Genomic DNA, 25238 nt, shown 5'->3' on the forward strand with positions numbered 1-25238 from the left:
CGGGTCTTGCAGGTCAGCGTGGCCGGGTATCACGAGCACTTCGTGCGCCGAGCCAGCCCGGCCCAGCGGCGCCACCTCAGCGATGACGCGCTGCTGGTGCACATCAAGGCCATCCACGCCGAAACGCGCGGCGGCTACGGCTGGCCGCGCACGTGGAAGGAGCTGTTGGCGCGCGGCATCCGCGTGGGCAAGGAGCGGGTGCAAAAGCTCATGCAACAGCACGGCATTCGCGCCAAGGGCAAGCGGCGCTTCAAAGTCACGACCGACAGCCAGCACGACCTGCCCATTGCCTCGAATCTGCTGAACCGGGAGTTCGCGGTGACCGAGCCCGACAAGGTCTGGGTGGGCGACATCACCTACATCGCCACGGACGAGGGCTGGCTGTTCCTGGCCGTGGTGATCGACCTGTTCAGTCGTCAGGTGGTGGGCTGGTCGCTGAGGCAAGACATGACACGCGAGTTGGTCATCGACGCGCTGCGCATGGCCTGGTTCAAGAGGCATCCAGCCAAGGACGCGGGCCTGATCTTCCACAGCGACCGGGGCAGCCAGTACGCCAGCAAGGACTTCCGCGACGTGCTCACCGAATACGGCATCACCGCCTCGATGAGCCGGCGAGGCAACTGCTGGGACAACGCCTGCAGCGAGACCTTGTTCGGTTCGCTGAAGGTGGAGCGGCTGCACGGGCAGCGCTTCAAGAGCAGGCGCCAGGCCATGGACGAAGTTGTGGCCTGGATGCTCTGGTACAACCGAACTCGGCTGCACTCGACGCTGGCCTACGTCAGCCCGATGCAGTTCGAAGAAAACTGGCTCGCCGGCCAACGCCGGCAAGTCAACGCGTAGTCCAGCTATGGGATACGGAATTCAGGGGCAAGGTCATACCTCACACCTGCCCGCCCGCCTTCGCCCCCTTGCCCTGCAGCACCGGCGCATCCGGCAGCCCCAGCAGGTCCGCTGCCAGCGCCTCGGCCACTTCAATGCCGTCCACGCCGGCCGACATGATCCCGCCCGCATAACCCGCGCCTTCACCGGCGGGGAACAGCCCGCGCACGTTGACGCTTTGATAGTCGCGCCCGCGGTTGATGCGCAGCGGTGACGAGGTGCGCGTCTCCACGCCGGTCAGCACGGCATCCGGGCGGTCGAAACCGCGGATCTGGCGGGCGAAGGCGGGGAGGGCCTCGCGGATGGCTTCCAGTGCATAGGTCGGCAGCGAACCGTTGCCCTTGGCCTGCAGGTTGGTCAGCGTCACGCCGGGCTTGTAGCTGGGCTGCACGTCACCGAATTCCTTGCTGACCTGGCGCTTGATGAAGTCGCCCACCAGCGAGCCCGGCGCGAGGTAGCCGCCGCCGCCCAGCTCATAGGCGCGGCTCTCCCAGATGCGCTGGAAGGCCATGCCGTCCAGCGGGTTCACGGGGCTGCCGTCGCGCTTGCCGTCCTGGCGGTAGTCCTCGGGGGTCAGGCCCACGACGATGCCGGCGTTCGCGTTGCGCTCGTTGCGTGAGTACTGGCTCATGCCGTTGGTGACGACACGGTTTTCCTCGCTGGTGGCCGCCACCACGGTGCCGCCGGGGCACATGCAGAAGCTGTAGACGGCGCGGCCGTTCTTGGCGTGATGGACGAGCTTGTAGTCGGCCGCGCCAAGGATCTCGTTGCCGGCGTTCGCGCCGAAGCGGGCCGCGTCGATGAGGCTCTGCGGATGCTCGATGCGGTAGCCGATGGAGAAAGGCTTGGCCTCCATCTGAACGCCGCGTTCGTGCAGCATCTGGAAGGTGTCGCGCGCGCTGTGGCCCAGCGCGATGACGACGTGCGTCGTGCTGATCTGCTCGCCCGATGCCAGCTGCACGCCGCGCACGTGCTTGCCATCGGCGCCGTCCTCGATCAGCAGGTCCGTCACCTTCTGCTGGAAGCGGATCTCGCCGCCCAGCGCCTCGATGTCGGCGCGCATCTTGATGATCATGCTGACCAGCCGGAAGGTGCCGATGTGGGGCTTGCTGACAAACAGGATCTCTTCGGGCGCGCCGGCCTTGACGAACTCTGTCAGCACCTTGCGCGTGAGGTGGCGCGGGTCGGAGATCTGGCTGTAGAGCTTGCCGTCGGAGAAGGTGCCGGCGCCGCCCTCGCCGAACTGCACGTTGCTTTCGGGGTGCAGCTTCTGCTCCCGCCACAGGCCCCAGGTGTCCTGCGTGCGCTCGCGCACCGCCTTGCCGCGCTCCAGCACGATGGGGCGCAGGCCCATCTGCGCCAGGATCAGCGCGGCGAACAGGCCACAGGGGCCGAAACCGACGACGACCGGGCGCGGGCCGGTGTGCTCGCCGACTTGCGCGAGGAAGTGGTAGCCGGTGTCGGGCGTGGGGCGGATCTGGTGGTCGCCGGCAAAGCGGGCCAGCACGGCGGCCTCATCGACGCCTGGGGCGACGGTGCAGTCCAGCGTGTAGACGAGCTGGATGTCGCTGCGCTTGCGGGCGTCGTAGCCGCGGCGGGCGATGTGGACGCTGGCGAGATCGGTGTCGGCCAGCTTCAGGCGTGCCAGCACGGCCGGGCGCAGCTCGCTCTCGGCGTGGGCGAGCGGCAGGCGGAGTTCGGTGATGCGGATCATGGTGTTTGGTCAGTGTCGAGCCGACAAAAACAAACAGGCCCGTCAGGGCCTGTTGTGAGGTCAAACCTTCAGGCGGTCAGCCCGAAAGATCAGCCCGAATGCGGGCGCTTGCCCGGGTTCTTCTTGGAGCGGGTGTGCGAGCCGCGCTCCAGGCTGCGCAGTTGGCCCTTGCCGGTCGTGAAGGTGACGCCCTTGGGGGCGGCGGGACGGGGAGTGGCCTTGCGGTCCGCTTCGGTGACGATCTTGTTGCCCATGAGTGGCTCCAGTGAAACTTAGCCCACAGCAGGGGCAAAACGACGAAAGGCCGGCATTTTAGCCGTTGTCCGGGCGCCCGCGCCGGGGTCAGCAAAACTGCGGATGCGCGCGGCGGCGGCGCTCGTGACAGTGGCGCCTGGTCATCGGGGAGAAAACCGTGTCGCATCGGCTGCAGCAGGGGGAATCGGGCGGGTGGACGGGTTGGCGTGGCGCCGCCCGGCGCCTGACCCGGCGTGTGGAGGCCTGGATGGGTGGCGAGCCGTCGCAGGAGGCCGTGCCGGACGAAGGCCGGCTGCTGCGTGCCCGCCGCGCCGACATGCAGCTGCCGGTGGCCGAGCAGTTCGACGCGCTGGCGCTGTCTGGCGGCGGCATTCGCAGCGCGACGTTCTCGCTGGGCGTGCTGCAGGCGCTGGCCGAGGCGCCGCGCGAGACGGCCGAGCCAGGGCCTGCCCGGCCGCCCTCGGGCTTCAGGGACTCCATGCTGGCGCGGTTCGACTACCTGTCCACCGTCAGCGGTGGCGGGTTCATCGGGGCGTTCCTGGTGGGGCTGTTCGTGCCGGGGCGGCTGCAGCGAGCCGGCAGCGGCGCGGACGACGCCGAGGCGGCCGCCGATCGCGCCCAGGCGGTGCTCGCCAGCGGGCCGCCCGAGCGCATCCGCTCGGCGATGCTCCGCGGCGAGACGGCGCTGCTGCGCGCGCCGCTGGCCTGGCTGCGCGAGAACGGCCGCTACCTGACGCCCACGGGCACGGGGGACTTTGTCTACGCCGCTGCCATGGGGCTGCGCAACTGGGTGTCGCTGCACGTCGTCATCGGTGTGGCGCTGCTGCTGGCGCTGACGCTGGGGGCGGCCGTGCGCAGCGCGCTGCTGGGGCAGCTCGGAGAGGGCTTGCTCAGCGGCCTGGAGACCCGGTTCCTCGGTCGCGCGCTGCAAGGCCTGGCCGCGCTCAAGGCAGCGGCGGCCTGCACGGGGCAATGCCCGGCGCCGTCGCTGACGGGCGTCATCTGGTGGAGCTCGCTGCTGCCGCTGGCGCTGGCGCCGCTGGTGCTGTGGGTGGTGCCCACCGGCATCGCGTTCTGGACGACCAGCCGGCGTGCGGACGGCGTGAGCCGGCCGGTCAACCGCAGCATGCTGGGCATGTCGCTGGCTGGCGGCATCTTCGCGGCGCTGGCGTGGCTGGGCACGGGGGACACGGCACGGCTGCAGCAGGTCTGGGCGGGGCTGGTAGCCGTGACGCTGTTCGGCGTGGCGCTGCATGTCGTGCTGGCGATGTTCGAGCCCGGTGCGCGCCTGCAGGCGGTGACGTTGACGCGCTGGCTGGGCGGCGGCCTGGTCATGACCGGCGTGCTGCTGTTGCTGGGGGTCGTCGAGACGCTGGGCCACACGCTGTATCTGCTGACGCTCGCCCATGGCGCCTGGTTGCCCAGCGTGCCGGCGGCGCTGGGCGCTGCCGTGGCCTGGGTGGCCAAGCAGGTCGGCGCGGCAGGCAGCGGTGCGGCCAAGAGCGCCTCCAAGGGCTGGCTGCAGAGGCTGCCGCTGTCCACGCTGAGCGGCGCGGCGGGGTTGGCGGTGCTGCTGCTCATCGCCACGGTATGGGCCTGGTGCGTGCAGTGGCTGGCCTGGCAGGGCGAGGCGCCGTCGGTGCCCGCCATGGGCAGCGTCGCGCACCTGAAGTTGCTGCTGCTGCATGCGCTGGCCTGGCTGCTGCTGGCCGTGGGGGTGGGGCAATTCCCCGCGTTCATCAACCTGTCCAGCCTGCAGAGCTTCTATGCGGCGCGGCTGATCCGCACCTATCTCGGGGCCAGCAACGGCGCGCGCTTCGACGGTGACGCGCGGCATCTGTCGGCCGCCGAGCCGCTGCCGGGCGACAACCTGCCGCTGGACAAGCTCTATGCCGGTGGTCAGTTGACGACCTGGGCGCCGCTGCATCTCGTCAACGTGACGGTGAACAAGACCATCGACCCTGCCGAGCAGCTGGTGCAGCGTGATCGCAAGGGCCAGCCCATGGCGGTGATGCCTTACGGCTTCAGCATCGACGGCTGGCGCAATCTCTTCAAGCCCTTGAGTGGCAGGCTGCCGTTGAACCCGCCCATGCACCTGGGCGACTGGGTGGGCACGTCGGGGGCGGCCTTCTCGACCGGCATCGGCCGTGAGACGACGCTGGGCATGTCGCTGCTGATGGGGGCGGCCAATGTGCGGCTGGGCGTCTGGTGGGCATCGGGCGTGCACGATGCGCCGTCGCCGGCCTGGTGGCGGCTGGGTGTGTGGCTGGGGCGCGGCCTGGGCGTGCTGTTCCGTACGCAGACCTACCTGAGCTACGAGTTCACCGCGCGCTTTTATGGCCTGCGGCGGCGCTGGCAATACCTGTCGGACGGCGGGCACTTCGAGAACACGGCCCTGTACGAGCTGCTGCGGCCGCAGCGCCGCGTGGGCTTCATCCTCGCCAGCGACAACGGCGCCGACCCGGATTACCGCTTCGACGACCTGGCCAACCTGATCCGGCTGGCGCGCATCGACCTGCGCACGGAGATCTGCGTCGTCAGCGACTTCCGCGGCTGGCAGCCGTTGCGCGACGTGTTCGGCACGACGACGCAGTTCAGCGCCGAGGCGGGCCACGCCAACCCGGCCGCGCTGCTGCTGCGCGCGCAGGGCTTGCCGGGCGAAGACGGTGTCTCGCCGCCGCCTTGCTGGATCGTGCTGCTCAAGCCCAGCAAGCAGCCCGGCGCGCCGGCCGATGTGCTGCAGTACGCCAGCACGCACCCGGCCTTCCCGCAGGAGCCCACGTCCGACCAGTTCTTCGACGAGGCGCAGTGGGAGAGCTACCGCAGCCTGGGCCAGCATGTGGCCGCGCGGGTGCTCGCGCCCGAGGTGCGCCGGGCGCTGGAGAAGTTCATGGCCGGCGAGACGCCGCCGGCCGTCAGCCCTGGGCCGTGAGCCAGGTCTCGAAGTCGGCCAGCGCCATCGGCTTGGCCAGCAGATAGCCCTGCACGAGGTCGCAGCCGGCGTTGCGGATGATGGCCAGCTCGGCATCGTTCTCGACGCCTTCGGCCGTCACGGTCAGCCCGAGCCCGTGCCCGACGCTGACGATGGAGCGCAGCAGCGCCTCGCGGCGCGGGTCGGTGTTGACGTCCTGCACGAAGCTGCGGTCCACCTTCAGCTCGTCGACGGGCAGGTGCTGCAGATAGGCCAGCGACGACTGGCCGGTGCCGAAATCGTCGATGGCCAGGCGCACGCCCCAGCGCCGGATCGCGTGCAGCACGGCGATGGGGTCGGTGCCGCTGGCCATCAGGCCGGTCTCCGTCACCTCCAGCTGCAGCTGGCCCGGGTCCACCTGGTGTTCGGCCAGCAGGGTCGCCAGCCGCGCGGGCAGCGACTGGTCTTGCAGGTCCAGCGTGGAGATGTTGACGGCGATGTAGAGCGGCGCCCGCCCCTGTGCCGCCCAATCGGCCAGCGTGCGCACGGCGCGGGCCAGCATCCAGTCGGTGATCTGGCGGATGCGGCCGCTGCGCTCGGCGAACGGGATGAAATCGCCCGGCGGCAGCCAGCCGCGTTGCGGGTGATGCCAGCGCACCAGCGCCTCGGCGCCGGTGATGCGGCCGGTCTTGAGGTCGCGCTTGGGCTGCAGGAACTGGCGCAGCTGGTCTTGCTGGATGGCGGTGTGCAGGTCCGACAGCAGGCTCAGGTGCAGCGCGCGCGCGGCCTCGGCGCCGGGGTTGTAGACGGCCACCGGCTGGCGCAGCCGCTTGGCCTCGAACATCGCCTGCTCGGCACGGCGCAGCAGCGTCTCGGTCGTGTCGGCGTGCTCCGGCCAGTGCGCCACGCCCAGCGAGACGGACAGGTCCAGCGCCTGCCCCTGCCACGAGAGCTTGTGCTCCACCTCTTCGCGCAGTTGCGCGGCCAGCGCGGTGCCGTGATCCAGCCGCAGCACCGGGGCCAGTGCCGCGAACGTGCCGCCGGCCAGCCGGCCGTAGGCGGCCACGCCCTCGAACAGCGAGGCCAGCTTGGCGGCGGCACCGCGCAGCAGCGCATCGCCGGCATCGAAGCCCAGCACGCCGTTGACGGCCTTCAGGCGGTCCACGTCGATGCAGATCAGCACCGCCAGGCGCTCCCCTTCCGGCAGGCCGGCCAACAGCCGGTCGCCGTCGGCGATGAAGCGGGCGCGCTGTGGCAGGCCGGTCAGCAGGTCGATGTCGGCGAGCCGGCGCAGCTCGGCCTCGCGTTCGCCGACGGCGGCCGCCATCGTGTTCATCGCGGTGGCCATGCGCCCGAGTTCGTCGGCGGCCCCCACCTCGATGCGGTGGCCGTACTGCCCGCGTGCGATCAGCTCGGCGCCTTGCTCCGCGCGCTTGAGCGGGTAGACGATGGAGCGCGTGACGCCCACCGCCAGCAACGCGCCGGCCACCAGCGCCGCCGCGCACAGCACCAGCACGCCGGTGCGGTCCACGTCGATCTGCTCGCGCAGCGCGCGGGCGCGCGCCATGCCCGCCCGCTCCTCGCTCGCGGCCAGCTGGTAGATGGCGCTCACCAGCTGCGACAGCGCCGACTCCGTCTCGCTGCCCAGCAACACCCGGGCGGTCTGGAAGTCCTCGTTCTCGGTGAGGTCGCGCACGTTCACATAGCTGGTGCGGTAGTCGGCCAGGTGCTGGCGCACCTCGCCCAAGCGCTCGCTGCGCGGGCCTTTGGGCAGCAGCAGCGCCAGGCGTTGCATGGCGTCGTCCAGCCGGCCGTTGGCCGCGTTGATCTCCGGGTAGGCGGCCAGGCGCAGTTCGTCGTCCGGGCTCATGACCACCAGCAGCTTGCGCGCGATGGACTCCGCGTTGCGATTGATCTCGTTGACGGCGTCGCGGATCGCGGCCTGGTCATCGATGATCTGGTTCAGCGCGTCGGACAGCCCCGTGAGGCGGTGGATGGACAGCCCCGCCAGGCCCAGCAGCAGCAGCAGCAGGCCGAAGGTCAGGCCCAGCCGGGCGCGGATGCGCAACCACCGCGACAGCCCGGGCAGCGGCTGGCCACCCGGCTTCACGGGTGGGCACCTCGCCGTGGCCGGGCGCGGCAGCTCACGCCGCGCTCCAGAGGTTCAGCATCAGCCGCGCGGTCGCCACGTTGGTGGCGCAGGGCACGTCGTGCACGTCGCAGGCGCGCACCAGCGCGTTGATGTCGGGTTCGTGCGGCTGCGGGGTCATGGGGTCGCGCAGGAAGATGACGCCGTCCACCTCGCCCACGGCGAGCCGGGCGCCGATCTGCAGGTCGCCGCCCCAGGGGCCGCTGAGCATGCGCTCGACCGTCAGGCCATGGGCTTCGGCCAGGCGCGCGCCGGTCGTGCCGGTGGCCAGCAGCGTGCAGCGGCGCAGCAGCGGCAGGTAGTCGCCGGCGAGGGCGATCATGGCGTCCTTCTTGCCATCGTGGGCGATCAAGGCGAGTCTCATCGGGCAGCCAGGCTGTCAAAAGCGGGCACGTTACACGCAGTCTGCGGCGGCCGGTGCGAAGAACTTGGCGCTTCCGGCGCTTCGCTGGTAACGCGGCGGTGCCTGACCACTGCCAGATGCTGGCAGCAGGTGCTGGCAGCATCGCGCATTCCTTCACGCTTTCGGAGCCCGACCGCCATGAACTTCCGCCAGCTTCACCAGGGCCCCGCGCTCCTGAAGATCGCCAACGTCTGGGACGCCGGCAGCGCGGCCCTGGTGCAGAGCCTCGGCGCGCCGGCGCTGGCAACGACCAGCGCCGGCCTGGCCTGGGCGCTGGGCCATGCCGACGGCAACCACCTGCCCATCGCCGAGCATGTGGCGGCCGTGCGCCGCATCGCCCGCATCGCGCGCGTGCCGCTGAGTGTGGACAGCGAGGCCGGCTACAGCGACGACCCGGCCGTCGTGGCCGGCCACGTCATGCAGCTCGCCGAGGCCGGCGCGGCGGGCATCAACCTGGAAGACGGCGCCGGCGCCCCGGCCCTGCTGGCGCGCAAGATCGAGGCCATCAAGGCGGCGACGGCGCGCGCCGGTGTGGACTTGTTCATCAATGCCCGTTGCGACGTCTGGCTGAAGAACCTCGCGCCCGGCCGTGCGGTGGACGAGGTGCTGCTGCGGGCGCGCGACTATGCGGCGGCCGGCGCTGACGGCTTGTTCGCGGCCGGCGTGACCGCCGAGGCGGACATTGCCGCGCTGGTGGCCGGCCAGCCGCTGCCGCTGAACGTCATGGCGCGCCCGGCGCTGCCGGCGCCGGACGTGCTGCAGCGTCTGGGCGTGCGCCGCCTGTCGGCCGGCAGCGCCATCGCGGAGGCGGCCTGGGGGCGCGCGCAGCGGGCGGCGGAGGCCTTTCTGGCCGAGGGCGGCGGCGCCGGGCTGTATGACGGCGCCGCGCCCTATCCGCAGATCAACGGTCTGCTGAACCGGGGTTGACCGACACGCGCAGCTGCAGCTCGCGCTCGGGTTGGCCGGCAGCGTCGCGGCTGCTGACGGTGCCACGCGACGCGGGCGCGCTGCCACCGGTGCGGGCGACGGTCTGCCAGCGGTCCAGCGGCAGGTCCAGCGTGGACTGGAAGGCGTTGTCGCCATCCTCCACATCGAAGGCCACGCGCACCGGCGCACGGCCGCCCGGCCAGGTGGGCGTGACGCTGAAGGCCTGCGTCACGCGGCGCTCGCCCTGGCGCGGCTGGGCATGAAGGCGGCGCGAGGCAGCCGCGGGCGCCGCGCCGTCGATGTCCAGCGTCACGACGGCATCCACCCACTGCAGCGGCTCCCGCGTGGTCAGTCGCATCGCGGCGCGCTGGCCGTTCAGCACGAACAGGCGCTGGGCCGGTGGTGGCGTGGCCATGGCAGTGGACGTGACGACGCCCGGCCCGCGTGGCGACACGGCGCCGGCCGTGCCCACGACGACCGCGCCGTCCCGCACGCCCGCCTGGGCCGCGGGCGGCAGGCTGCTGTCCACCCAGCGCAGTTCCACGACGAGTGGCACGGCCGGCGGCGCGGCCACCGACAGCAGCGGCAGCCACAGCGGCAGGGACAGCAGGGCGAGCGAGGTGCGGCGCTTCATGCGCCCGAGCTTATTCCTGCGCAGGCTTCGGCCGTGCCGCCAAAAGCAGCGGTCCGAACAGGTTGATCGCCAGACCGGCCAGCACCAGCCCGGCGGCGGCGAGCTTCCAGCCCGGCAGCGTCTCGCCCAGCAGCCAGCTGCTGGCGCCCATGCCGAACACCGGCACCAGCAGCGCCATCGGCACGATGCGGCCGGCCGGGTGGCGGGCCAGCAGCCAGCTCCAGCAGCCGTAGCCGAACAGCGTGTTGGCGAAGCTCTGCCACAGCACGGCGGCCCAGGTGCCCGCGCCGGCCGCCGCGAGCCCGGCGGCGATGCGGTCGGGGCCGTCCACGAGCAGCGCCAGCACCAGCAGGGGCGGCACGGCGAAGGCGCTGCTCCACACCACATAGGCCAGCATGTTGACGCGGCCGGCGCGCTTGCCCACCTGGTTGCCGCAGGCCCAGGACAGGGCGGCGGCCAGCACCATCGCCAGCCCCAGCGGCGTGGCCGAGCCGTCGGTGTGCACCACGATGACGGCGATGCCGGCGACGGCCAGCGCCAGGCCCAGCCACTGGCTGGCCTGCACGCGCTCACCGGCCAGCCGCACGGCCAGCAGCAGCGTGAAGAAGACCTGGGTCTGGATCACCAGCGACGCCAGGCCGGGCGAGATCTCGCTGCGCATCGCGAGGTAGAGCAGCCCGAACTGCCCGACGGCGACGAAGCCCCCGTAAGCCGCCAGGTTGCGCCAGCCGACCGCCGGCCGCGGCAGGAAGAAGCAGGCGGGCACGAAGGCGATCGCGAAGCGCAGTACGGCCAGCAGCATCGGCGGCAGCACGTCGAGCGCGACCTTGATGACGACGAAGTTGCTGCCCCAGATCGCGACGACGGCCATCGCGAGCAGCAGGTGGCGCCAAGGCAGCGGGGCGGTCATGGAGTGGTGGCCGGGCGGGCCGGGCAGGGCAGGGCGGTGCGAGTCTTCATCGTGGCGATGGGCGGCCGGGGAGGGGTGAGAGCGTAGCCGTCGGAGGCGCCGCCGGTGTGCGGCGTCCATTCGAGGATCTGGCGCTCGTGGTTGCCGGCCAGCACGGGCCAGCCCGAGGCCATCAGCCATTGCGCCGTCTCGCGCGGCAGCAGCGGCCCGGAGAGGTTGTCGCCCAGGCACAGCACCCGGTCCACACCGTGGCGGCGGAGGTCGGCGGCGACGGTTTCGAGCGCGGGCAGGTTGCCGTGGATGTCGGAAACGAGGGCGAGGCGCATGGTGGTTGATGTCAGGTATTGCGGGCGCCGGGCCGCCTTGGACGAAGGGCCTCATGCCGCGAGATGCCCCAGCGGCAGTGCGCCGCCGGCTTTCACCTCGCCCAGCGAGAAGCTGGTGTGGATGTCCTTCACGTTGGGCAGCTTCAGCAGCGTGTTGATGGAGAAGCGCGAAAACGCGTCGAGGTCGGTGGCCATGACCTGCAGCTCGAAGGTGCCGGCGCCCGAGATGTAGTGGCAGGCGACCACTTCGGGCAGCTGGCGGATGGCGTCTTCCAGCGCCTGCGTGGCGGAGGCGGCGCTGCGCTCGGCATCCACGCGCACGAAGGCCAGCACGCCCAGGCCGATCTTGCGGCGGTCCAGCTCGGCGCGATAGCCGGTGATGTAGCCGCGCTCCTCCAGCCATTTCACGCGGCGCCAGGTGGGCGCGGCCGACAGGCCCACGCGCGTGGCCAGCTCGGCGTTGGACTGCCGGGCGTCGCGCTGCAGCTCGGCCAGGATGGCGATGTGATATCGGTCGAGGGCGTCGGCGCTCATGGTTTGCCCTTATCGGCAATGGATCGATGGAAATCGTTCGAATCGTAGTGGTTTGCGAAAGGATATTGCCGAAATCGCCGCGAAAGTGTGGAAATGAGAAAGCACCCCGCGCCGCTGTTTCCCTAAACTGCCCGCTCTGGCCATACTGGCCCCACAGCCCGCGCGCACCGCCTCACAAGGGTCACCTCGCCGGGCCGCTATCAGGAGTACCTCCGATGAACGCCCCGCTGCCCGAGCACGTCTTGAAGTCGCTTCAGACGGTCTCGCTCGACGACAAATACGCCCTCGACGCCGGTCGGGCCTTCATGAGCGGCGTGCAGGCGCTGGTGCGGCTGCCCATGCTGCAGCGCACGCGGGATGCGATGGCGGGGTTGAACACCGCCGGCTTCATCAGCGGCTATCGCGGCTCGCCGCTGGGCACCTACGACCAGGCGCTGTGGCAGGCCAAGAAGCACCTCGCTAAGCAGAACATCGTGTTCCAGCCCGGCGTGAACGAGGAACTGGGCGCGACGGCCGTGTGGGGCACGCAGCAGCTGGACCTGTTCCCCGAAAAGGCGAAGTTCGACGGCGTGTTCGGCCTCTGGTACGGCAAGGGCCCGGGCGTCGACCGCTGCATCGACGTGTTCAAGCACGCCAACATGGCGGGCACGTCCAAGCATGGCGGCGTCATCGCCATCGCCGGCGACGACCACATCGCCAAGAGCTCCACGGCGGCCCACCAGAGCGACCATGTGTTCAAGGCGGTCGGCTTCCCGACCTTCTTCCCGAGCAGCGTGCAGGACATCCTCGACATGGGCTTGCACGCCTTCGCGATGAGCCGCTTCTCCGGCCTGTGGGCGGGCATGAAGACCATCCAGGAGATCGTCGAGTCGTCGGCTTCGGTCAGCGTCGACCCCGACCGCGTCAACATCCTGCTGCCCGAGGACTTCGTCGTGCCGCCGGGCGGCCTGCACATCCGCTGGCCGGACCCGCCGCTCGAGCAAGAGTCGCGGATGATGAACTTCAAGTGGTACGCGGCGCTCGCCTACATCCGCGCCAACAAGCTCAACTACAACGTCATCGAAGGCAAGAACGACCGCTTCGGCATCATCACCAGCGGCAAGGCCTACAACGACACCCGCCAGGCGCTGCACGACCTGGGCCTGGACGACGACACCTGCCGCCGCATCGGCATCCGGCTGCACAAGGTCAACGTCGTGTGGCCGCTCGAGGCCCAGGTGGCGCGCGAGTTCGCGTCAGGACTGCAGGAAATCCTCGTCGTCGAGGAGAAGCGCCAGATCATCGAGTACCAGGTCAAGGAAGAGCTCTACAACTGGCGCGCCGACGTGCGGCCCAACGTGCTGGGCAAGTTCGACGCCGGGGACGGCGAGGGCGGCGAGTGGAGCGTGCCCAACCCCAGCGACCACTGGCTGCTGCGCCCGCAGGCCGACCTGACGCCGGCCCTCATCGCCCGCGCCATCGCCAAGCGGCTCAAGCGCATGGGCGTGGACGGCGACATCGTCGCGCGCCTGGATGCACGCCTGGCCATCATCGATGCCAAGGAAGCCTCGCTGAAGGCCGAGGAAAAGACCGCCGGTGGCGCCGACCGCACGCCGTGGTTCTGCTCCGGCTGCCCGCACAACACCTCCACCCGCGTGCCGGATGGCTCGCGTGCCGTCGGCGGCATCGGCTGCCACTACATGGTCACGTGGATGCCGGGCCGCAACACCGCCACCTTCACGCAGATGGGCGGCGAGGGCGTGCCCTGGGTGGGCCAGGCGCCGTTCACGAACGAAAAGCACATCTTCAGCAACCTCGGCGACGGCACCTACTTCCACAGCGGCAGCCTGGCCATCCGCCAGAGCATCGCCGCGGGTGTCAACATCACCTACAAGATCCTCTATAACGACGCCGTCGCAATGACCGGCGGCCAGACCGTGGGCGAGCGGCCCGAGGGCCACACGGTCATCCAGATCATGAACAGCGTGATCTCGGAGGGCGTGAAGAAGCTGGTCATCGTCACCGATGACCCGGCCAAGTACGCCGGTGTCGCGCTGGCGCCCGGCGTGACGGTGCACCACCGCGACGAGCTCGACGACATCCAGCGCCAGTTCCGCGAGATCGAGGGCACCACGGCCATCATCTACGACCAGACCTGCGCCACCGAGAAACGCCGCCGCCGGAAGCGCGGCAAGCTGGTGGACCCGGCCAAGCGCGTCGTCATCAACGAGCTGGTCTGCGAGGGCTGCGGCGACTGCTCCGTGCAGTCCAACTGCCTGAGCGTGGAGCCGCTGGAGACCGACTTCGGCCGCAAGCGCCAGATCAACCAGAACAGCTGCAACAAGGACTACTCCTGCGTGAAGGGCTTCTGCCCCAGCTTCGTCACCGTCGAAGGCGGCGAGCTGAAGAAGCCCAGGAAGGAAAGCCGCAAGAGCCCGTTCGACGCGGGGCTGCCCGCATTGCCGCTGCCCGTCATTCCGAACGCTGAACAAGCCTGGGGCATCGTCGTCGCCGGCGTGGGCGGCACGGGCGTCATCACCATCGGCCAGCTGCTGGGCATGGCGGCGCATCTGGAAGGCAAGGGCGTCATCACGCAGGACGCCGCAGGCCTGGCGCAAAAGGGCGGCGCGACCTGGAGCCACATCCAGATCGCCAACACACCGGAGGCCATCCACTGCACCAAGGTCGGCACGGCCGAGGCGGATCTCGTCATCGCCTGCGACGCCATCGTGGCGGCCAACAAGGCCACGCTGGCGGTCATGCGCGAGGGGCGCACGTATGTGGCGCTGAACACCCACGGCTCGCCGACGGCCACGCTGGTCAACAACCCCGACTGGAGCTTCCCCGGCGCCGCCTGCGAGCAGGCGCTGGGCGCGGCGGTGGGCCCCGGCCACCTGGGCTCGTTCGACGCCGAGGACGTGGCCGTCAAGCTGGTGGGTGATTCGCTCTACACCAACCCGCTGATGCTGGGCTATGCGTGGCAGCGCGGCCGCATCCCGCTGAGCTACGACGCGCTGATGCGCGCCATCGAGCTCAATGGCGTGCAGATCGACAACAACAAGGCCGCGTTCGAATGGGGCCGCCGCTGCGCGCATGACCTGGCCGGCGTGCAGTCGCTGTTCGCCGCGCAGGCGGTCATCCAGCTCGTCAAGCGCCAGAGCGTCGACGAGATCGTCGCCAAGCGCGTCGAGTTCCTGACCGGCTACCAGAACGCCGCCTATGCGGCCCAGTACAAGGCCTTCGTCGACCAGGTGCGCGCCGCTGAGGCGAAGCTGGGCAGCAAGACCGCGCTGACCGAGGCCGTGGCCCGCTACCTGTTCAAGCTGATGGCCTACAAGGACGAGTACGAGGTGGCCCGTCTGCACACCGATGCCGCCTTCACCGCCAAGATCGCCGGCATGTTCGAGGGCGACTACAAGCTGGTGCACCACCTGGCGCCGCCGCTGTTCGCGAAGAAGAACGCCAAGGGCGAGCTGGTGAAGCGCCCGTTCGGCGGCTGGGTGCGCCCGGCGTTCGGCCTGCTGGCCAAGATGAAGGGCTTGCGCGGCACGGCCTTCGACATCTTCGGCCACACCGAGGAACGCCAGATGGAGCGCCGCTGGATTGCCGACTACCGTGCGGGCGTGGAGAAGGCGCTGGCCGGCCTGACGGCGGAGTCGCTGCCCACCGCCGTCGAGCTGGCCCGCGTGCCGGAGGACATCCGCGGCTATGGCCATGTGAAGGCGCGCCACGACAAGGCGGCGCGGGCCAAGTGGGAGGCGTTGGTCGCTCGGCTGTGAATCCTGACGAGGGCCGCGGGGCCGCCTTGGCTAGTCCAGCGAATCAGTGAAATTGGTGGTGCGTGAGCCCCTGGCCAGCGGCAATCAAGGCGCAAGCGCGCAGGCGTGTAGGCACCCGGCAAGCGCTTGCAACGCGGAGTGCGGCTGGCCAGGGACTCACCCTTCGGGCAGGGGGCTGGCCGGGCCGGCCGCGTCGTTGCAGCGCTTGCCAAGGCGGCCAGCCTTGGCTGCGCACTGCGCCTAGCCGCCAGCCCGGCCAGCCCCCTGCGCACCACCGATTTCACTGATTCGCTGGACTAGACTGCCGCCCTTTCGTCAGGGAGATCACATGAAGAAGACCATGCTGCGCGGCCTGCTGGCCGCTGTCGGCCTGAGCCTGGCCCTGGCCGCCCCCGCAGCCGACGCCCCGGCCGACAAGCCCGCCGAGAACGCTGCGTGGGCGGAGGCCAAGGCGGCAGCCCAGCAAGGCCCGACCGACATCGCCATCGCCGGGCAGGCCACCTTCCATCTGCCCGCCGGCCGCGTGTTCATTCCGCAGCCGCAGGCCGGCAAGCTGCTGCGCGCCATGGGCAACCCGGGCGAGCACAGCGAGCTGTCGGGCCTGGTCTTCCCCACGGGCGACGGGCAGTGGTTCGCCACGCTGCGCTACATCGCGTCCGGCTACGTGAAGGACGGCGACGCCAAGGAGTGGAAGGCCGACGAGCTGCTGGCCAGCTACAAGGAAGGCACCGAGGCAGGCAACGAGGAGCGCCAGAAGATGGGCGTCGCGCCGCTGGAGATCACCGGCTGGGCCGAGGCGCCGGCCTACGAGGCCAGCACGCACCGCCTCGTCTGGGCCATGAGCTCCAAGGAAAAGGGCGCGCCGGCCAGCGCCGAGCAGGGCGTCAACTACAACACCTACGCGCTGGGCCGCGAGGGTTATCTGAGCCTGAACTTCGTCACCGGGCTGAAGGAGTTGCCCGCGCAGAAGCCCGACGCCAAGGCGCTGCTGGGCGCGCTGGAGTTCGACAGCGGCAAGCGCTATGAAGACTTCAATGCCGCCACCGACCATGTCGCCGAGTACGGCCTGGCCGCGCTGGTGCTGGGCGTGGGCGCGAAGAAGCTGGGCCTGCTGGCCGTCATTGCCGCCTTCGTCGCCAAGTTCGCGAAGATCATCTTCATCGCCGTCATCGGCTTCGGCGCTGCCATCGGCAAATTCTTCAAGCGCGACAAGGCCACCGGCTGATCGGCGAGGGCCGCGCGGCGGCCTGCATGCCCGAGCGGGCGAAGCGGTCATGCATGAGGCGCAAAGCCTGGCGCTCACCGCTGCAGGCACCATGTCGCCATGTCCGCCTCGTTCCCGCTCGTCGCTCCCTCTCGCCTGAACGGCACCGGCCTGGCATTGGCCATGCTGGGGGCCATCGGCTTCTCCGGCAAGGCCATCATCGTCAAGCTGGCCTACCGTTACGGCGTGGATGCGGTGACGCTGCTGATGTGGCGCATGCTGCTGGCGCTGCCGTTCTTCCTGGCCATGGCTTGGTGGGCGGGACGGGATAAGCCGGCGCTGACGCGGCGCGACTGGCGCGACATCGCGGTGCTGGGCTTCACCGGCTACTACCTCGCCAGCTATCTCGACTTCGCCGGCCTGGCCTACATCTCGGCCAGTCTCGAGCGCCTGATCCTGTATCTCAACCCCACGCTGGTCTTGCTGCTGTCGGTGGTGTTCTTCCACCACCGGTTGCAGGCACGGCAGGTGCTGGCGCTGGCGATCAGCTACGCGGGCGTGGTGGCGGTGTTCGCGCACGAGCTGAGCTTCGAAGGGGCCAGCACGGCCATCGGCGCGGCGCTGGTGTTCGGCAGCGCGGTGAGCTATGCCGTCTACCTCGCGCTCTCCGGCAAGGTCGTGCAGCGGCTGGGGGCGCTGCGCCTGACCGGGCTGGCCAGCACCGTGGCCTGTGCGCTGTGCATCGGGCAGTTCCTGCTGCTGAAGCCGCTGTCGGCTGCGGTGGTGCCCGCGCCGGTGATGTGGCTGTCGCTGCTCAACTCGACGGCCTGCACGGTGGCGCCGGTGTTCATGGTCATGCTGGCCATCGCCCGCATCGGGGCGCCGCTGTCGTCGCAGGTGGGCATGGTGGGGCCGATGAGCACGCTCATCATGGGCGTCTTCATCCTCGGCGAGCCCATGAACGGCTGGGTCGCGCTGGGCACGGTGCTGGTGCTGGGCGGCGTCTTTCTCGTCGGCTGGAAGCCGGCGCCACGTTAACGGGATGGCCAGTTGGCACCGGCCTGTTCAAATTCGCTGAACAATGGCGTCAAGACCGGTGAACCGCCTGCCGGCCGACGAGGAACACACTGCGAGCCATCATGAGCAATGCCACCCGCTACACCCCCGTCGCCGTCGTGCTGCACTGGCTGCTCGCGCTGGCCATCGTCGGCGCGTTCTGCGTCGGCGTCTACATGTCCGACCTGCCGTTCTCGATGACGCGGGTCAAGCTCTACAACTGGCACAAGTGGGCCGGCGTCACCATCCTCGCGCTGTCGGCACTGCGCCTGCTGTGGCGCCTGGCGAACCGGCCGCCGGCCGACCCGCCCATGCCGAAGTGGCAGGCGCGTGCCGCGCACGGCGTGCATCTGCTGCTTTATGTCGCCTTCTTCGCGGTGCCGCTCACCGGCTGGGCGATGAGTTCGGCCAAGGGCTTCCCCATCGTCTGGTTCGGCGTGCTGCCGCTGCCCGACTTCGTTCCCAAGGACCACGATCTCGGCGAGTTGCTGACGCAGGTCCACGGGGCGCTGGCCTGGGGTCTGGCCCTGCTGGTGTTGGCCCATGTGGGTGCCGCGCTCAAGCATCAATTCATCGACCGCGACGGCCTGCTGGCCCGCATGTCCCTGCGTCGCTCCTGAACTGGAATCCATCATGACGAAACTGCTTTCCGCCCTGTTGATCGCTTCGGCCGCCGTCGTGCTGCCGGCCCACGCCGCCACGCTGCAGGCCGACAAGAGCGAACTGAGCTTCACCTTCAAGCAGATGGGCGTGCCCGTCGACGGCAGGTTCAAGAAGTTTGACGCCCAGCTCGATTTCGACGCCAAGAAGCCTGAGGCCGGCAAGATCGCCTTCACGGTGGACCTGGGCAGCGTCTCGCTGGGCGACCCGAGCTTCGACCGGGAACTGGCTGCCGCCACCTGGTTCGACACCAAGCGCAACGGCCATGCCACCTTCGTGTCCAGCGGCATCAAGGCCACCGGCCCCGGCAAGTACGACGTCGCCGGCAAGCTGACCATCAAGGGGGCGGTGCGCGACGTGGTCGTGCCCATCACCCTCACCAACGGCGTGGCCCAGGGCAGCCTGCCCATCAAGCGCCTGGACTTCAAGATCGGCGACGGTGAATGGGCCGACACGTCGGTCGTCGCCAACGACGTGGCCGTCAAGTTCCGACTGGCCTTCTCCGGCCTCTGAGCCGGTCTTTTCCTTCCCAACCTTTTCCCACCCCCGGAGATTCCCTGATGAAGAAAGCCCTGCTGCTCACCGCCCTGTTCGCCGCTGCCGGCGTTGCCCAGGCCGAGAGCGTGACCTACACGATCGAGCCGACCCACACCCAGGTCTTCTTCGAAGCCAAGCACTTCGGCACCAGCACCAACCGCGGCCGCTGGGACAAGAAGGAAGGCACCGTGACGCTGGACAAGGCCGCCAAGACCGGCAAGGTCGAGCTGACGCTGGACACGACGTCGATCTCCACCGGCATCGGCCCGTTCGACGGCCACCTGAAGAGCAAGGACTTCTTCAACGTCGCCGAGTTCCCGACGGCCAAGTTCGTTGGCGACAAGTTCACCTTCAACGGCGACAAGGTCACGAGCGTGGCCGGCGAGCTGACGCTGCTGGGCAAGACCAACCCGGTCACGCTGACGGCCTCCAGCTTCAACTGCTACCAGAACCCCATGCTCAAGCGCGAGGTCTGCGGCGGTGACTTCGAAGCCACCATCCTGCGCAGCCAATGGGGCATGGGCTATGGCCTGCCCGGCATCCCTGACAGCGTGCGCCTGCTGATCCAGGTGGAAGCGGTCAAGCAGTAAACCCTGCCGCGCTCCCGTGCAAGGCCCGCCACTGGCGGGCCTTGTCGTTTCCGGCCCGCACGGCCTGTCGCGCGCGGGTGCAGTTCGTCACCCGTGCCGGCCGGCACGTCGCCCCGGCCCCGCGCGGCGTGGTGGCCTTGCGTACAGTGGCTCCAACGACGACCCGCTCCCATGACGCCCTCCTTCAACCCCAGCCCCCAGCAGAAGCTCTGGATCGAGCGCTGGCAACGCTTCTCCGCCACGGTGGTGAAGTATTTCCACATCTACGCCAGCTGGCTGGTGGGCATCAGCTGGAAGCGTTTCGTGCTGCTGTCGCTGGCGCTGCTGATCGGCGTCAACGTGCTGAAGAACCTGCCGCCGTTCACGTGGCGGATCAGCGAGACCGTCGAGCAGCCGGACCGCAGTGACGCCGAGCGCCGCAAGGCGCGCGCCGAGGCCGACGTGGAGAAGGCGACCGAGCAGATGCGCAAGGCGGCCGCGAAGGACAGCCGCCGTGGTGCGCCCTCCGCCGACAAGGACCCGGGCCTGCACTATGAGGTGAAGATCGACGAGCGTGGCGTTCGCATACAGCCGGTGCGTGCCGCCTCTGCCGCCAGCGCTGCGGTTGCGGCCGACGGCGAGCCCGCCGAGCAGGCCGATGCGCAGGCCGACGCAGCCTCGGCACCGGCCATCATGCTGGACTTCCCGAAGAGCGCCCGCCCCGAGGACATCCGCGAAGCTGTCGAGCAGGCCACGGAGCAGCTCAGCCAGCTCAAGCAGGAGGCCGTGGAGGTCAAGGAGGCCCAGGAAGCCGCCGTCGAAGCGAAGGTCGCGCTGCGCGAGGCCATTGCCGACCTGAAGGAGGCGCAGTCGCACCGCCGCGTGACGGTGGTGCAGCTGGGCGACTCCCTCGTCGACCTGGCCTTGCTGTGGGTGCTGGCCTCGGCCGTCATCAAGGCCATGTACAAGGGCCGCATCCAGGCCGAGGTGAAGGCCGCGCAGGCCACCGAGAACGCCGAGGCCGAGGCGCTGAAGCGCCAGGTCGTCGAGGCCCGCATGGCGGCCATGCAGGCCCAGGTCGAGCCGCACTTCCTGTTCAACACGCTAGCCAGCATCGATCACCTCATCGAGGTCGATCCGCCCACGGCCAGCAAGATGCAGAAGAACCTCATCGCGCTGCTGCGTGCCTCCATGCCGACGATGCGCGAGGCCAACGCCAACGGCGCCGTGCGCGACCTGGGCCGCGAGCTGGCCGTCATCCGGCCCTATCTCGAGATCCTGAAGATGCGCATGGAAGAGCGCCTGCAGACCGAGATCGACGTGCCCGAGGGGCTGATGTCCGCCGAGTTCCCGCCCATGATGATCCAGGGCCTGGTGGAGAACGCCATCAAGCACGGACTGGAGCCCAAGGCCGAGGGCGGCACGCTGAAGGTCAAGGCCGAGATCCTGCACGGCAAGCTGGCCGTCACCGTGGCCGACACGGGCCTGGGCTTCGGCCGCGCCGCCACCAGTGGCACCGGCGTGGGCCTGGCCAACATCCGCGAGCGCCTGCAGCTGCTGCATGGCCCCCGCGCCAGCGTCACCGTCACCGAGAACCAACCCTCGGGCACCGTGGTCACCATCACCGTGCCTTACCGCAGCCGCAACGACGAAGGAGTCGCCGCATGAAGACCCTGTTCAAGATCCTGTTCGTGGGCACCGCGCTGATGGTGCTGGCCGCACTGCTGGGCGGCTACGCGCTGCTGAACCACCACGGCGCGGACATGCACATCGTCGTGAACGACGACGAGCTCCTGTTCGGCAGCGGCATCGGTGACTGGCTGGGCGCCAGCATCGGCCTGCTCGTGGCGGGCGTCGTCTGCCTGGTGGTGGTGCCGCTGGTGCTGCTGCTGGGCGTGGCGCTGCCGCTGCTCATCGTGGGTGGCGTGGTGGCGGTCATGCTGGCCGCGCTGCTCAGTGCCGGCGCCGTGCTGGGGTCGCCGCTCATCCTGCTGGGCCTGCTGCTGTTCGTCGTGCTGCGCAACCGCAACCGTGCGATGAAGGCGTCAGCGGCCCGCACGGAACCCGTCTGAGCCAGTAGCATCGCGGCCCATGAGCAACGCACCCATCCGCGCCGTTCTGGCCGACGACGAACGACTGATGCGCGAGCAGCTGCGGGCCCGCCTGACCGAGGTCTGGCCCGAGCTGGAGATCGTCGCCGAGGCTAAGAACGGGCTGGAGGCCGTCGAGCTGACGAAGGAGCACAAGCCCGACCTCGTCTTCCTGGACATCCGCATGCCCGGCCTGACCGGCGTGGAGGCGGCGCGGCAGATTGCCCAATTGCCCGGTGATCTGCCCGAGGACGACGACTGGGGGGTGCCGGAGATCGTCTTCATCACGGCCTACGACCAATACGCGGTGGAGGCCTTCGAGCAAGGCGTGGCCGACTACGTGCTCAAGCCCGCCGAACGCGAGCGCCTGCAGCTGACCGTGGCCCGCATCAAGAAGCGCCTGGCCCAGCGCGACGCGCCGGGCGGCGACTTCGCCGACAGCGCGCCGGTGCCGCTGCAGCAGTTGCTGCACAGGCTCTCGGGGCAGCTCAACCCGGCCGCGGCCAAGCCGCAGTACCTGCAGTGGATCCAGGCCACCGTGGGTCAGGCCATCCAGATGATCCCGGTCGAGGACGTGCTGTTCTTCATCAGCGACGAGAAATACACGCGCGTGCAGACGGCCAAGATCGAGGCGCTGATCCGCAAGCCCATCAAGGAACTGGTGGACGAGCTGGACCCGCAGCTGTTCTGGCAGATCCACCGCTCCACCCTCGTCAACGCGCGCGCCATCGACGGCATCACGCGCGACTTCCGCGGCCGCCAGCTGGTGGGCGTGAAAGGCCTGACCGAGAAGCTCGAAGTCAGCCGCAGCTACACGCACCTGTTCAAGGGCATGTAGGCGGCGCGCCGGCCAGGTCGGCGATCAGCGTCCACAGCCGCTGAGCGGCCGGCGACAGCGAGCGCTGCCGGCGCCGCGCCAGCACCACGTGCCGGCTCAAGGCTGCTTCCACCGGCACGGCCTGCAACTGATCGGTCGGCAGCGGCAGCGACAGCGCCGGCATGACCGACACGCCCAGCCCGGCCTGCACCATGCGGAACGCCGTGGCGGGGTGGCCCACGTCGATGGCCACGTTCAGGCTGACGCCCGCGCGGGCGCAGGCGCGGTCGATCAGCGGGCGGCTGCCGGAGCTGTGGTCCAGCAGCACCAGCGGCCAGCCGGCCAGGTGCGCCAGCTTCACTTCCTGTATGCCCGCCAGCGCATGTCCGGCCGGGCAGACCAGCACGAAGCGTTCGTCGAACAGCGGCTGCTGCTCGATCAGCGGGTCGTCTTCGTCCATGCCCACCAGCACCGCGAAGTCCACGGCGCCCTGGCGCACCCCTTCGATGGCCAGTTGCTGGGCCTGGTCGCTGAGCCGCACCTGCAGTTCGGGGTAGCGCTGCTGCGCGGCGGCCAGCACCTGTGGCATCAGCCCGCCGGAGATCGTTGGCGCGCTCGCGACGTGCACGATGCCGCGCGCCGCCGCGCCCAGCCCGCGTGCTTCGTCCAGCACGTCGTCCAGCTCGCCCAGCACCCGGCGCAGCGGCGCGACGAGGGACTGGCCCGCCACCGTCAGCACCACCTCGCGCGTCGTGCGGTCCAGCAGCTTCACGCCCAGCTCCGCCTCCAGGCTGCGCACGGCCTGGCTGACGGCGGGCTGGGACAGGCCGATGTCGTCGCCCGCGCGGCCGAAGCCGCTGTGTTCGGCCACGGCGAGCAGCACGCGCAGCTGGCGCAAGGTGATGGCGGAGGCGGGCATGGGGGCGGGCGGGGTGAGGTCAGGAACGTTCAATGATTTATTGGCTGGATTAAATCATCCGATCTATCCATTTCACAAAGGCATGGTGATCCGTTTCAATGCCGGCCATGAAACGACCTGCCTGGCTCCCTGACAACCTCGTCCTGTTGCTGCTCGCCACCGTGGCGCTGGCCACCGTGCTGCCCGTGCAGGGCGCGGGCGTGCCCGTGCTGGACGGGCTGACGCAGGCCGCCGTGGCGCTGCTGTTCTTCCTGCACGGCTGCAAGCTGTCGCGCCGGGCGGTATGGGAGGGCTTGCTGCACTGGCGGCTGCACGCGGTGGTGTTCGCGGCCACCTTCCTGCTGTTCCCGGTGCTGGGCCTGCTGCTGCGGCCCTGGCTGGAGCCGCTGGTGGGGCCGACGCTTTATCTGGGCGTGCTGTTCATCTGCGCGCTGCCGTCCACCGTGCAGTCGTCCATCGCCTTCACGTCGCTGGCGCGCGGTAACGTGGCGGCGGCCATGTGCAGCGCGTCGACGTCCAACATCCTCGGCATGGCGCTGACGCCGTTGCTGATGGCCGTCATGGGGCGCTGGGTGGGGGCGCAGGCCGGCTCCGGCGCCGTGCACCTGTCGTGGCATACCTTCGAGGGCATCCTGACCACGCTGTTGCTGCCCTTCGTCGCCGGTCAGGCGCTGCAGCGCTGGATGGGCCCCTGGGTGGCGGCGCACAAGGCCTGGGTGCGCGTCAGCGACCAGAGCACCATCCTGCTCGTCGTCTACGGCGCGTTCAGCGCGGCCACCGTGCAAGGCCTCTACCAGCACCTGCCGCCGGCCACGCTGGCGGCGGTGCTGCTGATCTGCGCCGTGCTGCTGGCGCTCGTCATGACGCTGCTGACCGTGCTGAGCCGGGCGCTGGGCTTCTCCCGCGAGGACGAGATCGCCATCGTCTTCTGCGGTTCCAAGAAGACGCTGGCCAGCGGCGTGCCGATGGCGCAGATCCTCTTCGCCGGGCAGGCGGTGGGGCTGCTGGTGCTGCCGCTGATGATCTTTCACCAACTGCAGCTGATGGTGTGCGCGTCGATCGCGCGGCGGTATGCGCGAGAAGGGGCGGGGGCGAGCCCGGCGGTGTGAGTCCGTCGGCGGGGTGAGGCCGGCCGATGCCCGATTTGTGCAGCAAGGCCCGGCCTGTAGCATCGTGGCCCATGATCAACGCACCCATCCGCATGCCAGGCCTGACCGGCGTGGAGGCGGCCCGCCGGGTTCGTGCGGTGGCGTGGATGTTGGCGTGGATGTTGGCGGGCTTGCCGCTCGGCGCCTGCCTGGCGGCGGGGGAGCGCATCAACATCATTGCCGAGGAGTGGGCGCCCTACAGCTACGCCGAGGGTGATGCCGTGAAGGGCCTGTCGGTCGACGTCGTCCAGGCGCTGGCTCGGACGTTGCAGGTGCCCATCAAGATCGAGCTCCTGCCCAGCATGCGCGCCGCCCTGGTGCTGGATCGCCAGCCCCGCACGATGATGATCTCCATGCTGCGTACGCCGGAGCGGGAGTCTCGATACAAGTGGATCGGTCCGTTGGCAGAGACCTCGATCTACTTCTACAAGCGCAAGGGCAGTGCGTTGGAGATCAACAGTCTGGAAGACGCCAAGAAGGTGCCCCTGATCTGTTCGCGCCAAGCCGGTCTGGCGGTTGCCCGGCTGAAGGCGGCCGGCTTCACCAACCTCAATGCCCGGGGCTACGACGGCCCGAGCGTCTACCGGATGCTGCTGTTCGGCCGCTGCGATCTGGCCGTCAGTGATACGCCCGTGGGCGTGGCACGTGCGTTGCAGCAAATGGGTTTCTCGCCGGACGCCGTCGTCCGGACGCCGCTGAAGCTGTTGTCGCTGCCCTTGTACATCGCCAGCAGCAAGGACATTCCCGACGCCGAGATCGACCGCTGGCAGGCCGAGCTGTCCGCGCTGAAGCAATCGGGCGCCTTTCAGGCCTTGCTCGGGACGTATGGCGAGTGAGC

22 protein-coding genes and 1 pseudogene are annotated in these 25238 nt (G+C 69.7%); 14 read left to right on the top strand and 9 right to left on the bottom strand.

Annotation, left to right across the window (positions count from 1 at the left end):
• Nucleotides 1-840, top strand: an 840-nt coding sequence (locus ACG00X_RS14860; RefSeq protein WP_394488974.1) for an IS3 family transposase, incomplete at its 5' end; no start/stop codon positions are given.
• A gap of 40 nt (nt 841-880) precedes the next feature.
• On the opposite strand, the gene ACG00X_RS14865 is transcribed toward ACG00X_RS14860, so the two are convergent.
• Both ACG00X_RS14865 and ACG00X_RS14870 read right to left on the bottom strand, forming a co-directional pair.
• Nucleotides 881-2593: an NAD(P)/FAD-dependent oxidoreductase gene (locus ACG00X_RS14865; RefSeq protein ID WP_394488975.1), complete on the bottom strand. Its 1713-nt coding sequence runs from the start codon at nt 2591-2593 to the stop codon at nt 881-883.
• 89 nt (nt 2594-2682) lie between these two features.
• Nucleotides 2683-2847, bottom strand: a complete 165-nt coding sequence (locus ACG00X_RS14870) for a hypothetical protein (protein WP_394488976.1) — start codon at nt 2845-2847, stop codon at nt 2683-2685.
• A 158-nt stretch (nt 2848-3005) separates the two neighbouring features.
• Between ACG00X_RS14870 and ACG00X_RS14875 the strand changes: the two genes are divergently transcribed.
• Nucleotides 3006-5780 (top strand): patatin-like phospholipase family protein, encoded by a 2775-nt coding sequence (locus ACG00X_RS14875; RefSeq protein ID WP_394488977.1) that lies wholly within the window; start codon nt 3006-3008, stop codon nt 5778-5780.
• Here ACG00X_RS14875 and ACG00X_RS14880 read toward each other — a convergent pair.
• Both ACG00X_RS14880 and ACG00X_RS14885 read right to left on the bottom strand, forming a co-directional pair.
• Nucleotides 5764-7869: a putative bifunctional diguanylate cyclase/phosphodiesterase gene (locus tag ACG00X_RS14880; RefSeq protein ID WP_394488978.1), complete on the bottom strand. Its 2106-nt coding sequence runs from the start codon at nt 7867-7869 to the stop codon at nt 5764-5766. The genes ACG00X_RS14875 and ACG00X_RS14880 overlap by 17 nt on opposite strands.
• Before the next feature lie 34 nt (nt 7870-7903).
• Complete coding sequence (locus ACG00X_RS14885; protein WP_394488979.1) at nt 7904-8272, bottom strand: methylglyoxal synthase; 369 nt, start codon at nt 8270-8272, stop codon at nt 7904-7906.
• Nucleotides 8273-8449: 177 nt separating this feature from the next.
• On the opposite strand from ACG00X_RS14885, the gene ACG00X_RS14890 reads away from it, so the two are divergent.
• Nucleotides 8450-9238, top strand: a complete 789-nt coding sequence (locus ACG00X_RS14890; protein ID WP_394488980.1) for an isocitrate lyase/PEP mutase family protein — start codon at nt 8450-8452, stop codon at nt 9236-9238.
• Here ACG00X_RS14890 and ACG00X_RS14895 read toward each other — a convergent pair.
• The 4 genes and pseudogenes from ACG00X_RS14895 to ACG00X_RS14910 all read right to left on the bottom strand — a co-directional run bounded on the left by ACG00X_RS14895 (nt 9213) and on the right by ACG00X_RS14910 (nt 11642).
• Entirely contained in the window at nt 9213-9872 is a 660-nt protein-coding gene (locus ACG00X_RS14895) for a hypothetical protein (RefSeq protein ID WP_394488981.1), read from the bottom strand. The two genes, ACG00X_RS14890 and ACG00X_RS14895, sit on opposite strands and share 26 nt — an antisense overlap.
• Before the next feature lie 10 nt (nt 9873-9882).
• A complete protein-coding gene (locus ACG00X_RS14900; protein ID WP_394489163.1) occupies nt 9883-10770 on the bottom strand; it encodes an EamA family transporter in 888 nt (295 codons plus the stop codon).
• Between the two features lie 92 nt (nt 10771-10862).
• Nucleotides 10863-11108, bottom strand: a pseudogene (locus ACG00X_RS14905) (metallophosphoesterase family protein); the annotation flags it as partial.
• A gap of 51 nt (nt 11109-11159) precedes the next feature.
• Nucleotides 11160-11642 carry an Lrp/AsnC family transcriptional regulator gene (locus tag ACG00X_RS14910; RefSeq protein ID WP_394488982.1) on the bottom strand — a complete coding sequence of 161 codons (483 nt, stop codon included), beginning with the start codon at nt 11640-11642 and terminating at the stop codon, nt 11160-11162.
• Nucleotides 11643-11857: 215 nt separating this feature from the next.
• Between ACG00X_RS14910 and ACG00X_RS14915 the strand changes: the two genes are divergently transcribed.
• The 9 genes from ACG00X_RS14915 (at nt 11858) to ACG00X_RS14955 (ending at nt 22354) form a co-directional block, all read left to right on the top strand.
• Nucleotides 11858-15400, top strand: a complete 3543-nt coding sequence (locus tag ACG00X_RS14915; RefSeq protein WP_394488983.1) for an indolepyruvate ferredoxin oxidoreductase family protein — start codon at nt 11858-11860, stop codon at nt 15398-15400.
• Nucleotides 15401-15728: 328 nt separating this feature from the next.
• Complete coding sequence (locus ACG00X_RS14920; protein WP_394488984.1) at nt 15729-16625, top strand: DUF2167 domain-containing protein; 897 nt, start codon at nt 15729-15731, stop codon at nt 16623-16625.
• A 99-nt stretch (nt 16626-16724) separates the two neighbouring features.
• The gene (locus tag ACG00X_RS14925) at nt 16725-17642 is read left to right on the top strand and encodes a DMT family transporter (protein ID WP_394488985.1); all 918 of its coding nucleotides are present in this window, start codon (nt 16725-16727) and stop codon (nt 17640-17642) included.
• Between the two features lie 101 nt (nt 17643-17743).
• A complete protein-coding gene (locus ACG00X_RS14930; RefSeq protein ID WP_394488986.1) occupies nt 17744-18280 on the top strand; it encodes a cytochrome b in 537 nt (178 codons plus the stop codon).
• A 13-nt stretch (nt 18281-18293) separates the two neighbouring features.
• The gene (locus tag ACG00X_RS14935) at nt 18294-18833 is read left to right on the top strand and encodes a YceI family protein (RefSeq protein WP_394488987.1); all 540 of its coding nucleotides are present in this window, start codon (nt 18294-18296) and stop codon (nt 18831-18833) included.
• 47 nt (nt 18834-18880) lie between these two features.
• The gene (locus ACG00X_RS14940; protein ID WP_394488988.1) at nt 18881-19447 is read left to right on the top strand and encodes a YceI family protein; all 567 of its coding nucleotides are present in this window, start codon (nt 18881-18883) and stop codon (nt 19445-19447) included.
• A gap of 171 nt (nt 19448-19618) precedes the next feature.
• On the top strand, nt 19619-21094 hold the full coding sequence (locus ACG00X_RS14945) for a sensor histidine kinase (RefSeq protein WP_394488989.1): 1476 nt from the start codon (nt 19619-19621) through the stop codon (nt 21092-21094).
• On the top strand, nt 21091-21498 hold the full coding sequence (locus ACG00X_RS14950) for a hypothetical protein (RefSeq protein ID WP_394488990.1): 408 nt from the start codon (nt 21091-21093) through the stop codon (nt 21496-21498). The genes ACG00X_RS14945 and ACG00X_RS14950 overlap by 4 nt, the downstream gene beginning before the upstream one ends.
• A gap of 19 nt (nt 21499-21517) precedes the next feature.
• A complete protein-coding gene (locus ACG00X_RS14955) occupies nt 21518-22354 on the top strand; it encodes a LytR/AlgR family response regulator transcription factor (protein ID WP_394488991.1) in 837 nt (278 codons plus the stop codon).
• Here the strand turns inward: ACG00X_RS14955 and ACG00X_RS14960 are convergent.
• A complete protein-coding gene (locus ACG00X_RS14960) occupies nt 22341-23252 on the bottom strand; it encodes a LysR family transcriptional regulator (protein ID WP_394488992.1) in 912 nt (303 codons plus the stop codon). The two genes, ACG00X_RS14955 and ACG00X_RS14960, sit on opposite strands and share 14 nt — an antisense overlap.
• Nucleotides 23253-23359: 107 nt before the next feature.
• Here ACG00X_RS14960 and ACG00X_RS14965 point away from each other — a divergent pair, with 107 nt between their 5' ends.
• Entirely contained in the window at nt 23360-24361 is a 1002-nt protein-coding gene (locus ACG00X_RS14965; protein WP_394488993.1) for a bile acid:sodium symporter family protein, read from the top strand.
• A gap of 71 nt (nt 24362-24432) precedes the next feature.
• A complete protein-coding gene (locus tag ACG00X_RS14970; protein ID WP_394488994.1) occupies nt 24433-25236 on the top strand; it encodes a substrate-binding periplasmic protein in 804 nt (267 codons plus the stop codon).
• The last annotated feature ends 2 nt before the right edge of the window (nt 25237-25238 follow it).

The sequence above is a fragment of the Pelomonas nitida genome (genome assembly GCF_043555975.1).
In the GTDB taxonomy this organism is placed as follows: Bacteria; Pseudomonadota; Gammaproteobacteria; order Burkholderiales; family Burkholderiaceae_C; genus Pelomonas; species Pelomonas nitida.

What these genes read in the sequence shown, in the direction of transcription:
- ACG00X_RS14885 (WP_394488979.1), bottom strand. Translation starts at nt 8,272, where the DNA reads ATGAGACTCGCCTTGATCGCCCACGATGGCAAGAAGGACGCCATGATC.
- ACG00X_RS14945 (WP_394488989.1), top strand. Translation starts at nt 19,619, where the DNA reads ATGACGCCCTCCTTCAACCCCAGCCCCCAGCAGAAGCTCTGGATCGAG.
- ACG00X_RS14920 (WP_394488984.1), top strand. Translation starts at nt 15,729, where the DNA reads ATGAAGAAGACCATGCTGCGCGGCCTGCTGGCCGCTGTCGGCCTGAGC.
- ACG00X_RS14965 (WP_394488993.1), top strand. Translation starts at nt 23,360, where the DNA reads ATGAAACGACCTGCCTGGCTCCCTGACAACCTCGTCCTGTTGCTGCTC.
- ACG00X_RS14955 (WP_394488991.1), top strand. Translation starts at nt 21,518, where the DNA reads ATGAGCAACGCACCCATCCGCGCCGTTCTGGCCGACGACGAACGACTG.
- ACG00X_RS14870 (WP_394488976.1), bottom strand. Translation starts at nt 2,847, where the DNA reads ATGGGCAACAAGATCGTCACCGAAGCGGACCGCAAGGCCACTCCCCGT.
- ACG00X_RS14890 (WP_394488980.1), top strand. Translation starts at nt 8,450, where the DNA reads ATGAACTTCCGCCAGCTTCACCAGGGCCCCGCGCTCCTGAAGATCGCC.
- ACG00X_RS14925 (WP_394488985.1), top strand. Translation starts at nt 16,725, where the DNA reads ATGTCCGCCTCGTTCCCGCTCGTCGCTCCCTCTCGCCTGAACGGCACC.
- ACG00X_RS14895 (WP_394488981.1), bottom strand. Translation starts at nt 9,872, where the DNA reads ATGAAGCGCCGCACCTCGCTCGCCCTGCTGTCCCTGCCGCTGTGGCTG.
- ACG00X_RS14865 (WP_394488975.1), bottom strand. Translation starts at nt 2,593, where the DNA reads ATGATCCGCATCACCGAACTCCGCCTGCCGCTCGCCCACGCCGAGAGC.
- ACG00X_RS14910 (WP_394488982.1), bottom strand. Translation starts at nt 11,642, where the DNA reads ATGAGCGCCGACGCCCTCGACCGATATCACATCGCCATCCTGGCCGAG.
- ACG00X_RS14915 (WP_394488983.1), top strand. Translation starts at nt 11,858, where the DNA reads ATGAACGCCCCGCTGCCCGAGCACGTCTTGAAGTCGCTTCAGACGGTC.
- ACG00X_RS14940 (WP_394488988.1), top strand. Translation starts at nt 18,881, where the DNA reads ATGAAGAAAGCCCTGCTGCTCACCGCCCTGTTCGCCGCTGCCGGCGTT.
- ACG00X_RS14970 (WP_394488994.1), top strand. Translation starts at nt 24,433, where the DNA reads ATGATCAACGCACCCATCCGCATGCCAGGCCTGACCGGCGTGGAGGCG.
- ACG00X_RS14930 (WP_394488986.1), top strand. Translation starts at nt 17,744, where the DNA reads ATGAGCAATGCCACCCGCTACACCCCCGTCGCCGTCGTGCTGCACTGG.
- ACG00X_RS14935 (WP_394488987.1), top strand. Translation starts at nt 18,294, where the DNA reads ATGACGAAACTGCTTTCCGCCCTGTTGATCGCTTCGGCCGCCGTCGTG.
- ACG00X_RS14950 (WP_394488990.1), top strand. Translation starts at nt 21,091, where the DNA reads ATGAAGACCCTGTTCAAGATCCTGTTCGTGGGCACCGCGCTGATGGTG.
- ACG00X_RS14960 (WP_394488992.1), bottom strand. Translation starts at nt 23,252, where the DNA reads ATGCCCGCCTCCGCCATCACCTTGCGCCAGCTGCGCGTGCTGCTCGCC.